Origin of the sequence: Saccharothrix sp. NPDC042600 (assembly GCF_040647305.1) — a bacterium.
GTDB classification, from domain to species: Bacteria; Actinomycetota; Actinomycetes; order Mycobacteriales; family Pseudonocardiaceae; genus Actinosynnema; species Actinosynnema mutabilis.
Map to the genome: position 1 here is coordinate 56,834 of NZ_JBEZBW010000031.1, position 11,733 is coordinate 68,566.

Here is an 11,733-nt window from a genome sequence, read left to right on the forward strand (position 1 = left end):
CACGTGAGCCGAGCGCGGGACATGGCGCCGGATCGGATCGTGTTCGCCGAGTGCGCGCATTACCTGGAACACCCGCCGCGCACCGTGCGCGCCGGCACCGCGGAGATCTACCTCGACCCCAAGGCGTTCTCGGCGTTCGGGCGCGGCGGCGGCAACGTCGCCCTCTACGAGCGCACCCACGCGGCGCTGCGCGAGCGGTACGAGGCGTTGCAGCCCGAGGCGCTGCTCGACATCGGCACCGGCGAGGGTCTGGGGTTGCTGCCGGCGCTGACGCCCGCCGTGGGTCGCGTCGACGTGGTCGAGCCGTCCACCACGCGCATCGACGTGGTGCGGGCGGGGCTGGCCGAACGCCGGATCCCGCACCGCGCGTTCGCCACCACGATGTCGGACTTCATGGCTCGGACCGATGAGACCGACGACCGCTGGGAACTGGTCCAGGAGACCTTCGCCATGCTGTCGCTGCCCGCCCACGAGCGCGCCGACACGTTGCGGTGGCTGCGGGAGCGGACGTCGCGGCTGATCCTGGTCGAGTTCGACGTGCCGCGGGCCGAACACCCGCTGCACCCCGACTGGTTCCGGTACGTCGTGACCCGCTACGAAGCCGGCATGGCCGAGTACCCGGGCGCGCACAACCTGGTGCGCCAGGGTTTCCTCGCCCCCGTGCTGCTCGGCACGCTGCGCCCCGCCGAGGACAAGGTCCACTTCGAGCAGACCATCGACGACTGGTGCGACGACCTCGCCGCCGCCGGGTTCGCGCTCGACGGCGAACCCCGCCGCGTCTCCGACTTCTGGTGGGGCGCGGCGTACCTCATCGAGGCGAAGTAACCGACCGGCGGCGCGCCGAGGCCGCCGCGAGGAGGGTGCACGCGATCCCCGCCGCGCACGTCACGACGGTGGGGATCGCGCCCAGCCGCCACCCGCCCGCCACGGCCGCCGCCGCGAACACCGGCGGGCCGAGGAAGCTGCCGATGTTGCCGGTCTGCGCGAACGCGCCGTGCGCCAGCGCCGCCATCCGGTCGCCGGCCACCAGCGGGATCGTCGCGAACGTCGCACCCTGCACGCAGCCGTCGAACAGGAACAGCGCGATGCTGGCCGCGGGCAGGCTGTCGGTGCCCAGCACCGCCGTGAACAGCAGCACCCCGCACACCGCCTCGCCGGCGAAGCACACCACGAGCGTCCGGAACGGCGAAACCCCCAAGCGCAACAACACCCCGCCGATGACGATGGTGCTAGCGATCGACAGCAGCGCCAGCATCGACATCCACGGCCCGATGCGACCCTCCGGCATCGCGCCCGCGTCCAGCAGCACCTGGCGCACGTAAGTCAGATAAGCGTTGAACAGCAGGCAGTGCAGGCCGAACCCGAGGGCCGCCAGCACGATCGGCGCGTGGCGGTACAACACACCGTGGTCGTGCAGGAGGCTGCGCATGAGCCGTCCGGGTGACACGCCGGTGGGCGGCGGCTCCAGGGTTTGCCCACGTGCCAACCGGTTCAGCCGCGGCACCACCAGCACCGCGATGGCCAGCAACAGCACCGCGTGGCCCCAGAACAGCGACGGCCAGCCCCACGCCCGCAGCAGCGCGGGCGCGACCGCGTCGGTGATGGCGAACCCGACCGCGAAGAAACTGCCCCACAGCGTCATCACGGCCGTGCGGTCCGACGGTTTGGCCAGCACGCCCATCAGGCTCGGCGCGGCCACCACGATGATCAGGTGCGAGACGCCCTCGACGAAGCGCAGGCCGAGGAAGACGGCGGTGCCCGGGAGCAGCGGGATCAGCGCGGAGGTCACCGCGCCGACCACCAGGGCGAAGATCAGCAGCCGCCGCCTGCCCCAGTTGTCCACGAGCGTCCCGGACGCGACGCCCAGGACGGTGCCGACGACCGCGACCAGCGACACCGCCAGCCCGCCGACCACCGGCGACAGCCCGAACCGCGTGGAGATCTCCGGCAGCGCGGGCGGGATCTTGGCGAAGTGCATCGCCGCCGCGACCCCCGCCACGAACAACGCCAGCACGGTCACCCAATCGGTGCTCGTGCGCTGCTCCCCGTAGACGTCGTCCACCGTGTTGCTCACACCGTCCCCCTCGGCCGCACTCGTGCGGGTTCCGCGATCAGACGATCGCAAGGTCCCGCAAGGAGTCCTCACAAGCGTCGCACACCACGACCCCGTCCTTGGCGCTGACGACGTAGTGCAGCATCACCTTCGGCAGGGTCGGGTCGTCCGGCGCCACGACCTGCGGCTCAACGGTGAACTGGTCCACCGAGTCCAGCCGCCAGTCACCGCCGCGCCGCACGAACAGCCGGTCGCCGCGCAACGCCGCGATCTGCTCGGGCCGCAGCACCCCCGCGAGCGGGCCGATCGACAGGCGCGGCAACGAGTGTCCCACGTTGTCGCCGTCCGGGTCGGTGTCGCTGTGGGTGGTGCCGCGCAGGCCGTACCGGTCGAGGACGGCCAGCGCCTCGGCGTGCAGCCGGCCGGCGGTCATGTCGGGCGCTATCGACGCCAGGACCTCCCGCGACGCCTCGGCGGCGCGCCGGAAGTGGTCCCGCACGCGCTCGTCGCGGCCCAGGTAGACGGTGGTGGCGAAGTCGCCGGGCATCCCGGTGCGGCGGTGGACGTTCGAGGCGTAGCCGAGCACGATGCCGTCCTTCGGGTCGAGCACCCGGTCGGACACGAAGCTCTCGCGGTCCCGGAAGGTCCGGAAGTGCACCCGCGACGGGTCGGCGGCCGTCGCGAACAGCACCGCCATGCCCATCAGCGGCGGGCTGTACCAACCGTCCCAGGTCATCTCCCCGGACTCGGCGACCAGGCGGTGCCAGTGGTCCCGGAACGCGATCTCGGTGACGTTCTCGCGGTCCCGCAGTTCGTGCAGGGTGCGCCGGAAGGCGTCGGCGACGATGGCCCGACCGCGGTTGAGGACGTCACCGTCGAGCGGGCGCGCTAAACCGACGCCGCCATTCATGGCTGACACGAATTCCCCCATGTATTCGTTTGTGTGGATTGGTGTCGGGCGTTATCGAGCGCCGATGAGGTCCAATGCGATCCGATACGCGTCGAACAGGGAACCGCCGCGGTACTCGGCGGCGCTGACGTCCGCGATGGACGGGGTGCCGTTGACCGACACCGTGTACTTGAGCGAGCGGAACAGCGGCAGGTCGCTGCCGGAGTCGCCGAACGCGACGGTGTCGCCGTAGTCCAGACCGTGGCGTTCGCACAGCTCGCGGACGATCACCGGTTTGGACTCCGGGGTCAGCACGTCCTCCGCCCGCACCACCGCGCCGGCCTCGGCGGGGTAGGTGCTGGCGTGGACGTGGTCGAACCCGAAGTCGAGGAAGTGGTCGGCGAAAACGTTCTGCGACATCGTGATCAGGCACGACACGTCACCGTTGCGGGCGATGTCGGCGGTCACCCGGTGGATGTCGGCGAGCTTGGCGCACCCGTCGAACGCCGCCCGCGCCACCGCCGGCGGGATCACGCCCCACAGGCGGTGGATCTCGGTGGTGAAGCCGACGGTGTCGAGCGTGCCGTCGGCGAACCGGCGCTCCAGCTCGTCCACGGCGTCGGCCGTGCCCAGCGCCGTGGCCAGCGCCACCATCCCGGTCGCGTCGGGCAGCAACGTGCCGTCCATGTCGAAGACGAACAGCCGCCGCCGAGCCGACCGTGGTTCACCCACGTCGTAGCGCAAAACATCCCCCAAGAAACACATCCCCCACGCCGGCGCGTTTCCTCCCAGGCGCCCGACGCCTACCGGCCGACCATAGCAACTTCTGCGGAGCCGTTGTCAACGGTTCGTTCGTATTGCTCGTCCACAGTCGTGGCGGCGCATTCTTCCCGGCGATGTGGAATAGATGACCGTTGCTCGGGTAGTGGCAAGGGCGTCGCGGGTCGTCGTCACCACCGCCACGGGACCGAAGTGGTGAAGCGCAACTCGGCTCGGGTTCGGGAGTCCGTCTTGCGGCTGACTGTTCGGTCGCGCAGGAGGCCAGACCGTCTGGCCGGAACACCGCCGGGGAGGTGGAGACGACCGCCCGCGAGCGCACTGCCGGCCGGCTCGGCGCCGCCGAGTACGTCGCCAAGATCGAGACATCCTGCGCAAGCTCGACCAGACAAGGTGGTCGAGATCGGCAAGGACCCAATGGGAAGATCGTGTTCTTTGAAGAGGGCAGCGTGAACCCAAGGACCGGTGAGGGACAGCCCGTTCGACGGCGCTCGACGCGACCCACGTGCCGAGACGGATCCGAACTACCGGGGATGGGGACGATGAACGGCGTGGTGTCGGTGCGGCTGGCTCCGGAGTGGGGCACGGATCCGTTGTGGGTGCGCAAGGCCGGCGACCCGATTCCGGCGAACTACTCGGCCGACCGGTTGGGGCGCGACTTCGGTGTGCCGGCTCATCTCGTAGCGGCTATCGACGCCTGGGACGACGAGTTCCAGGCGGTGTACGACCCCGACGACCCGGCTGACTCCGGCTTCCCCGACGAGGCGACCACCGCGGCGTGGCACGAGCGCGGCGAACGGTTGGCCGAACAGTTGGCGGCGGCGCTCCAAGTGCTGACGGAGTTTCACACGGCTCGTGGCACTCGGGTGTTCCGCCCTTGACTCGTGAAGTCTTGATTCGCTCGTAGGTTTCGTCGTGTGCGCGGGCGATGACGTTGGCAGGCTGCCGGGTGCGCCCTGGCGAGACGCACCCGGTTCCGGGGTTACTGCATGCGGTGCCAGTACGGGGTTGCGCCGGGGCCGTAGAGGACGACGTTCGAGTCGTTTTGCACTACCAGGCGGTCGGCTGGGGTGGTCCAGGTTCGGGTGCTCCACTTTGCTTCGCCGGTGGCGTTGTAGAGCACGAAGTTGCCGTCGTGCTGGAGGATCGCGTGGGTGGCGTCGGTGCCGTAAGTGCTGGTGTGCCACAGGGCTTGGCCGGACGCGGAGTAGAGCACGAGGTTGCCGTCGGGCTGCATCACCAGTCGGAACCTGCCGTCCGGCGAGGTCTTGGACTGGCCGGTGGTCAGGCGTTCGCCGCCCACCAAGCGGTCGGGGCCCGGTTCGGCGGTGATGTCGTGGACCGCCACGTACCCGTCGGAACCGTTGACCACGTAGGCCTCCGCGCCGTTCGGCGTGATGGCCATCGAACTCGGGTAGCGGTTGATCGGCCTGCTCTGCGAGATCGTGTTGGTCGCCACGTCGATCGTCGTCAGGGTCGTCCGGTCGTAGCCGGCGACGTGGACCTTGCGGCCGTCCGGGGTGGCGGCCAGGACCGTGGGGTTCTCCGGCAGGTCCACGGTGGCGCCGACCTGGTTGCCGGCCGTGGCGATCATGTAGACCTTCTTGCCCTGGTGGCTGGTGACGTACACGCGCCGCCCGTCGGGCATGATGGCGATGTCGTTGGGCGCGCTGTCCAGCGGCACGGTGGCGATCACGCTGTCGGTCGCGGTGCTGAGGACCATGACGCTCTTGTTGTAGAAGTCCGCGACGTACGCGCGTGAGCCGTCGGGCGTGATCTCGATGTCCGCCCCGCCGGTGTTGCCGACGTAGACCGACCGGGCGGTGCCGGTCGCGGTGTCGATCACCGCGAAGGAGTTGCCGTGCCCGACGACGTAGGCCTTGCGGCCGTCCGGCGTCACGGCGACCCCTTCCGGGTACCTCAGCGGCGCCACCGGGATCTGGCCGACCGACCGCCGGCCCACGACGTCCACCACCGTGACCGAGCTGTGGTGGACGTCGTCGAAGCCGCTGTTCGTGGTGTAGGCGGTGCGGTTGTCCGGGGTGAGGGCGATGTCCTGGGGAACGCCGGCGACGCCGATGGTGCCGATGACCGCCTTGGTGGCCGTGTCGATGACCACCACCTTGCGGGCGTCGGTCTCGGTGACGTACGCGCGGCTGCCGTCCCGGCTGATCACGACCGCGGCCGGGTACCGGCCGACGCTGATGTAGGTCGGCCACCCGGCGGCCGTGGCGACGCCGGGCGCCGCCGTGGTGAGACCGGCGACCAGCAGCACGCTCAGCGCGGCTGCGGTTCTTCGGATGCGTCGAGTTCGACCGTGCATGGCGCGTCCCCCTTGTTCCGTGGCGTGCCCGGATAGTGCCAGACGGGTACACCCGATCGGGGCGGAAGTGCCCACGTCGGGACAAGGGGAACGCGGCCCGGGGTCAGGTCAGGGCGTCGGCGCGGTTGTCGTCCTGGAGGCGGTCGCGGTGCAGGGCCGGGGTGGGGCCCGGGGTGGCTTCGGCCAGGCCCGCGAGTTGTTCCTCGGCGCACGCGGCGCTGGGGGTGCGCGCGGTCCAGTCCAGCTCCGTCTGGGCGCGGGTGGTGTCCACGAGAGGGGAGCGGGTGCCCACGTCGAACCAGCCCGGGGACATGCCGATCGCGCGCAACCGCCAGAGGAGGGCCACGGCCGCTCTCATCACCTGTCCGGGGATCGGCACGGCTCGTGCGCCCACCACTCGGGCGAGGTCCTCGGCCGTGAGGGTGTCGGCGGCCAGGTTGAACGCGCCGGTCGCGCGGCGGTGGAGGATCCGGACGATGGCGTCGCCCACGTCGTCGGCGTGCACCAGTTGCACGCGCAGCGCGGCCGGCAGCGGCAGGAGGGGGATCCTGCCGGCGCGGAGCAGCTTGATCAGCCACCGCGGCACCAGCGGGTCGAAGAACAGGGCCAGGAAGCTCGCCGACGCGGACTTCTGCGCCACCAGCGTCGGGCGCACCACGGCGACGGCGGTGTCCGGGTTCTCCCGCGCGAACCGGTCCACGGCGGCCTCCACCTCCGCCTTCCCCATCCCGTAGACCGAGCCGGGGATGCCGGTGGTCGGCCACGTCTCGGGCACCGGCTGGTCGTCGGCGGGCTGGTACGCGGCGATGGACGACGTGTGCACGACGTGCGGCACGCCCGCCCGCCGCGCCGCCTCCAGCACCGCCGCGGTGCCCTTGTGGTTGGTACGGTGCAGGCGGTCACCCTGTCGGGTGGGCTGGAACATCCACGCCAGGTGCACCACGGCGTCCGCGCCGGCCACGGCCCGGTCGAGCACGTCGTGCGCGCCCTCGTCGGCCAGGTCGCACTCCTGCCACACCACCCCGTCGAACGCCCCGTCGCGCGGCGGGCGGCGGCACAGGGCCACGACCCGGTGGTCCGGGCTGTCGGCGGCCAGGGCCCGCAGCACGCCCGTGCCCACGTTGCCCGACGCCCCCGTGATCACGACTTTCACGACACGCTCCCCATCCGCTCGACCGGGTCCGGTCGGCATGGGCTACCCGGGGCGCACCACCGCAACCTCAGCTCAGCGGATCGGGCACGCTGACCCCTCGACCGGTGGGTCGCTCCAGCACCGTCGGCACCGCCACGACCGGGTCGGCGGCCAGCCGCCGCAGCCGCTGCCCCGCCCGCCGGTAGAACCGCAGCTGCACGCGCCGCCCGAACAGCCGCCACCCCCACCGCATCCACCACGGCGCACGCGGGTGCAACTGCGAGTAGCTGCGCGCGACGAACTCCACCTCACCGGTGGCGTGGTGCTTGACCAGCTCATAGTCCACCCGCCCCCGCTCCAGGTGGCCCTCCAGCGTCTCGTACCCCCACCCCCACGCGGTCCGCTCGTCGGACACCTCGTTCCGCACGTCGGTCACCCGCACGCCCATGAGGAACCGCAACCCGGGCAGCCGCGCCTGCAGCAGCATGTCCCGGCCCAGCAGGTCCGTGCCGGGCTCGTGGAACGCGCGGACGATCTCCGGCGGGCTGAACTCGTACCCGGCCACCAGGTCCTTCGCCCGCCACCACAGCCCGCCCTCGACCGGCGGTCCGACGGCCTCCCGCCCCAGCCCGTGCCGGTGCACGTCGAACGTCCACGCGGGCCGCCGCACCTCCGCCGGGTCGTAGTTCAGCCCCCGCCCGCGCAGCGCGCGCACCAGCGCCCCGACGTCCACCCGTCCCGACCAGACCACCCGCACGACGACTCCTCCCGGTGACCCCCGTCGAGTACCCGGGCGGGCGCCGGTCAGTCGTGGCGCGGCCTGGGGGACCAGGCGATGAAGGCGCCGACGAGCGCGCCGAGCGCCAGGACGCCGAGCATGATCCCGCCCACCAGGTGGGCCTGGTCGTTGTCGGCCAGCGCGGCGTCCACCACCCGGCCGTCCCTGAGGTCGTAGCGGACCGTCACGCGCTCACCCGGTTGGCGCGCCGGGCCGTTCTCGGACAGGGTCGCGACCTGCTTCGAGCCGTCCGGCAGCGCGTACTCGACCTTGACCGAGACGCTCTTGCCCGACTTCAGCCGCTCCCGCACCGTCCCCTCGGCGCTCGCCCAGGCCCGTTGCTCGGCCGACGACTGGAGCACGAGCACCAGCCCGAGGACCGCGCCCACCAGCACGACCACGGACATGACCCGCCCGACGCCGACTTTCCGTGAATCGGTCACCACGCCTCCTTCGAAGAAGGAATCGTCACACCGCCCCGGGATGTGACCGGACGTCACGGCGTGGTTGGGTGGGGACCGTCGCGAAAGGGGTTTACGAGGTGATCGCGTTCTTCGTCGGAACGACCGCCGAACTGATCAAGATCGCGCCCGTGCACCGCGCGCTCGTCGAACTCGACGCACGACCGGAGCTGTGGTTCACGGCCTGGCACGTCGACGGGATCGCCGAGACGCTGGCCGACCTGGACCTGCCCGAGCCCGACGTCTGGCTGGTGCCGCCGGACCGGGCGCGCCACGTCGACCGGTCCGGGCGGGTGCCGCGGTGGGCGGCGGAGGTGGCGAGGACCGTGCGGCGCGACCGGCGCGAGCTGCGGCGCCGCCTGACCGCCGACGGGCGACCGCCGCTGGTCGCCGTGCACGGCGACACGTTCAGCACCCCGTACGGCAGCGTCATCGCCCGGACGGTGCTGGGCGCGCGGGTGGCGCACGTCGAGGCGGGCATGCGCAGCGGCAGCCTCACCAGCCCGTTCCCCGAGGAGCTCAACCGGCGGATCGCGTCCCGGCTGACCGACCTGCACTTCGCCCCGACCCGCCGCGAGGTGGACAACCTGGCGGGTGTCCGGGGCGTGGTCGTGGAGACCGGCGCGAACACCGTGGTGGACGCGTTGCGCGAGGCCCTGGCCGGCGGGGGCGCGCCGACCGACCTGCCGCCCCGGTTCGGGCTGGCCACGCTGCACCGGTTCGAGCTGGTGTCCCGCGAGAACCGGTTCCGCGAGGTGCTGGAGCTGCTGCGCGCGGCGGCCGACCGCCTCCCGATCGTCTACCTCGCGGGTCCGCTGGAGCGGGAGCGCATCGAGCGGGCCGGGCTGACCGACCTCTTCGACGGCACCCGGTTCTTGATGCGCGACAAGATGCGCTACCGCCGGTTCCTGCCCGTGCTGGCGCGGGCGGAGTTCGTGGTGACCGACTCGGGCGGGTTGCAGGAGGAGTGCGCGTACCTGGGCGTGCCGGCGGCCATCCACCGCGAGCGCACCGAACGCCACCAGGGGTTGGGGCGCAACATCGTGCTCACCGGCATGCGGACCGACGTGATCGCGAAGTTCCTGGACGACTACGAGTCGCTGCGCGCGCCGAGCCTGGTCGACCAGTACCACCCGACGAAGAAGATCGTGGACACGCTCACGCGCTTCGGGTTCTGCTGACCGCGGTCGTCACCGGCCGGGGAAGTAGACCCGGCGCCAGTGCTCGGCGGAGCGGACCAGGTCGCGGCTGACGTGGTCCAGGAAGTGGCCGAGGGTCTCCAGGCGCGCGCCGGCCGGGGTGGTCGGGTCGAGGGCCAGTGCGCTGTCGCGGGACACCGCGGCGATCTCGGCGTCGATGCGCGCGCTGGCCATGACGGCCTGGAACCACGCGTCGTCCTCCACGACGTAGCGCTCCGCGCGGCGGTGCGGGTCGCGGTCGCGTTTGACGATCTTCAGCCCTTCCAGGTAGCCGACGGCCTTGGAGACCGAGGCCGGGCTGACGTCGAGGCGGCGCACCAGTTCGGCCGAGGTGAGGCTGCCGCTGTCGGTGGTGAGCAGCGCGGCGAGGACCCGGGCCATCATCTGCGGCAGCCCGGTCCGCATGAACAGGTCCGCGGTGCGGGCGGCCACCGCCTCGACGGTGCGCGGGTCGCGCCCGCCGTGGTCGGTGGTCGAGCGGACCGCCGGCCTGGTCGGGTGGCGGCGCGTCTTCCGCCGGCCCGCCCAGTGGGCCTGGTCGGCGCGGTAGTCGGCGGGGCCGCCGTTGCGCATGACCTCGCGGGTGACGGTCGAGGTCGGACGGCCGAGGTGGCGCGCGATGGCGGCGTAGGTCAGCCCGTCGCGCAGGCCCGCGGCGATCTGTCGCCGCTCCTGTTGGGTGAGTCGTTCGCCGGGCACGGCTTGAGTCTAATGCAACACAGCCATTGCATTAGCGGTCAAGTGCCTTGCAACGAAACATGCGCTTTGAAGTGCGCATATATGCTTTGGTTCGCGTATCTCTGATTGACGCTCTGGGTGGTGCAACGTAACTTTCGCGTTGTCGTGAACGTCGAATGAAGGGGTGCTGGGGGCATGGCGGGCCATGAGAAGACGCAGGACGTGCTGGACTGGGCGGTGGCGGAAGCGGGTGTGCCCGGCATCGTCGCCGAGGTGCACGACGCCGACGGGGTCTGGTTCGGGGCGGCGGGGGTGGCCGACCTCGCCACCGGTGCCCGGCGGCGGCCCGGGGAGCACTTCCACGCCGGCAGCGCCGGCAAGGCCTTCACCGCCGCGGCGGTGCTGCACCTGGCGGCCGAGGGTCGGTTGAGCCTGGACGACACCGTCGAGAAGTGGTTGCCGGGCGTGCTGGCGGGCAGCGGGTACGACGGCGACAAGATCACCGTCCGGCACCTGCTGGCCAACACCGCCGGCCTGTTCTCCACCGGCCTCGCGCCGGAGACCACGGACAACTACGCCACCCGCGCCGGTCTGGAGGCGCACCGCCTCGACCGGTGGACCAGGGCCGACCTGCTCCGGCTCGGGCTGTCCCAGCCGCCGGTCGGGGAACCCGGCGACCGGTTCGTCTACTCCAACGGCGGCTACTACCTCGCGGGCGCGATCATCGAGGAGGTCACCGGCAACAGCTACGCCGACGAGGTCGAGCGCACGGTCATCGCGCCGCTGGGCCTGACCGGCACCCACGTCCGCGCCGCCGACGAGACGGGCTACCCGGACCCGCACCCGCGGGCGTACACGTCGATGTTCCTCAAGGACGGCACCGACCCCGCGTCGCTCACCGCGGAGAACTGGGTGTCCCTGATGGAGGACCCCGGCACCCCGCCGCTCGACGTCACCGTGTTCGACACGTCGTTGTTCTTCTCGGCCGGGAACGTGGTGTCCACGACCGGCGACCTGGTCCGGTTCCTGCGGGCGATGGCGACCGGCGCCCTGCTGCCGCCGGCCCAGCACCGCGCGATGTGGACCACCGTCCCGACCGGGGGCAGCGGCTGGATCCCGCACACCCACTACGGGTTGGGCGTGTTCGAGCTGGACCGGGCGGTGACGGGTGGTCGCGTCCTGCGCGGCATGGCGGGAGCGTTCTGGGGGACCGGCACGATGGCGGTGGGCACGCCCGACGGCGAGCGCACCCTGGTCCTGCACACCAACACCGACTGGCGCGACTTCGACCTCGCGTTCAAGGTCGTCGACGCGGAGTTCGGGCTCCCCGGTCTGAGGTGACCACCGGCCGGGTGACCAGTCGCCGGGTGGCCAGTCGCCGGGTGGCCAGTCGCCGGGTGGCCAGTCGCCGGGTGGCCAGTCGCCGGGTGGCCAGTCGCCGGG

The 11,733-nt window shown here is 71.8% G+C and carries 12 protein-coding genes and 1 pseudogene; 4 read left to right on the forward strand and 9 right to left on the reverse strand.

The genetic code is table 11. The features are described 5' to 3' along the window. The first annotated feature begins 3 nt into the window (after window positions 1–3). Window positions 4–825 carry a class I SAM-dependent methyltransferase gene (locus AB0A74_RS20375; RefSeq protein ID WP_358251481.1) on the forward strand — a complete coding sequence of 274 codons (822 nt, stop codon included), beginning with the start codon at window positions 4–6 and terminating at the stop codon, window positions 823–825. Here AB0A74_RS20375 and AB0A74_RS20380 read toward each other — a convergent pair. The 3 genes from AB0A74_RS20380 to AB0A74_RS20390 are packed head-to-tail and all read right to left on the reverse strand — an operon-like array spanning window position 809 to window position 3,698. Further along, the gene (locus AB0A74_RS20380) at window positions 809–2,074 is read right to left on the reverse strand and encodes an MFS transporter (RefSeq protein ID WP_358251483.1); all 1,266 of its coding nucleotides are present in this window, start codon (window positions 2,072–2,074) and stop codon (window positions 809–811) included. The two genes, AB0A74_RS20375 and AB0A74_RS20380, sit on opposite strands and share 17 nt — an antisense overlap. 37 nt (window positions 2,075–2,111) lie before the next feature. Then, window positions 2,112–2,963 carry a M24 family metallopeptidase gene (locus AB0A74_RS20385; RefSeq protein ID WP_358251509.1) on the reverse strand — a complete coding sequence of 284 codons (852 nt, stop codon included), beginning with the start codon at window positions 2,961–2,963 and terminating at the stop codon, window positions 2,112–2,114. Window positions 2,964–3,014: 51 nt separating this feature from the next. Then, window positions 3,015–3,698 (reverse strand): haloacid dehalogenase-like hydrolase, encoded by a 684-nt coding sequence (locus AB0A74_RS20390; protein WP_358251485.1) that lies wholly within the window; start codon window positions 3,696–3,698, stop codon window positions 3,015–3,017. Window positions 3,699–4,261: 563 nt separating this feature from the next. On the opposite strand from AB0A74_RS20390, the gene AB0A74_RS20395 reads away from it, so the two are divergent. After that, the gene (locus AB0A74_RS20395; RefSeq protein WP_358251486.1) at window positions 4,262–4,600 is read left to right on the forward strand and encodes a hypothetical protein; all 339 of its coding nucleotides are present in this window, start codon (window positions 4,262–4,264) and stop codon (window positions 4,598–4,600) included. Between the two features lie 101 nt (window positions 4,601–4,701). On the opposite strand, the gene AB0A74_RS20400 is transcribed toward AB0A74_RS20395, so the two are convergent. The 4 genes from AB0A74_RS20400 to AB0A74_RS20415 all read right to left on the reverse strand — a co-directional run bounded on the left by AB0A74_RS20400 (window position 4,702) and on the right by AB0A74_RS20415 (window position 8,395). Beyond that, window positions 4,702–6,042, reverse strand: coding sequence for a beta-propeller fold lactonase family protein (locus AB0A74_RS20400; protein ID WP_358251487.1), 1,341 nt, complete (start codon window positions 6,040–6,042; stop codon window positions 4,702–4,704). A 103-nt stretch (window positions 6,043–6,145) separates the two neighbouring features. Then, on the reverse strand, window positions 6,146–7,195 hold the full coding sequence (locus AB0A74_RS20405) for an NAD-dependent epimerase/dehydratase family protein (RefSeq protein WP_358251488.1): 1,050 nt from the start codon (window positions 7,193–7,195) through the stop codon (window positions 6,146–6,148). 67 nt (window positions 7,196–7,262) lie between these two features. Further along, window positions 7,263–7,931 carry a DUF1990 family protein gene (locus AB0A74_RS20410; RefSeq protein WP_358251490.1) on the reverse strand — a complete coding sequence of 223 codons (669 nt, stop codon included), beginning with the start codon at window positions 7,929–7,931 and terminating at the stop codon, window positions 7,263–7,265. A 47-nt stretch (window positions 7,932–7,978) separates the two neighbouring features. Beyond that, on the reverse strand, window positions 7,979–8,395 hold the full coding sequence (locus AB0A74_RS20415) for a DUF3592 domain-containing protein (protein WP_358251492.1): 417 nt from the start codon (window positions 8,393–8,395) through the stop codon (window positions 7,979–7,981). 98 nt (window positions 8,396–8,493) lie between these two features. Here AB0A74_RS20415 and AB0A74_RS20420 point away from each other — a divergent pair, with 98 nt between their 5' ends. Then, the gene (locus AB0A74_RS20420) at window positions 8,494–9,594 is read left to right on the forward strand and encodes a UDP-N-acetylglucosamine 2-epimerase (RefSeq protein ID WP_358251494.1); all 1,101 of its coding nucleotides are present in this window, start codon (window positions 8,494–8,496) and stop codon (window positions 9,592–9,594) included. Window positions 9,595–9,603: 9 nt separating this feature from the next. Here AB0A74_RS20420 and AB0A74_RS20425 read toward each other — a convergent pair whose 3' ends face one another. Together AB0A74_RS20425 and AB0A74_RS20430 are read right to left on the reverse strand one after the other, a co-directional pair. After that, on the reverse strand, window positions 9,604–10,185 hold the full coding sequence (locus AB0A74_RS20425) for a MarR family transcriptional regulator (RefSeq protein WP_358251511.1): 582 nt from the start codon (window positions 10,183–10,185) through the stop codon (window positions 9,604–9,606). After that, window positions 10,177–10,296: pseudogene (locus AB0A74_RS20430) on the reverse strand (helix-turn-helix domain-containing protein); the annotation flags it as partial. The pseudogene AB0A74_RS20430 and the gene AB0A74_RS20425, both read right to left, overlap by 9 nt. A gap of 189 nt (window positions 10,297–10,485) precedes the next feature. Between AB0A74_RS20430 and AB0A74_RS20435 the strand changes: the two are divergent. Beyond that, the gene (locus AB0A74_RS20435; protein WP_358251496.1) at window positions 10,486–11,631 is read left to right on the forward strand and encodes a serine hydrolase domain-containing protein; all 1,146 of its coding nucleotides are present in this window, start codon (window positions 10,486–10,488) and stop codon (window positions 11,629–11,631) included. Window positions 11,632–11,733: the final 102 nt, after the last annotated feature.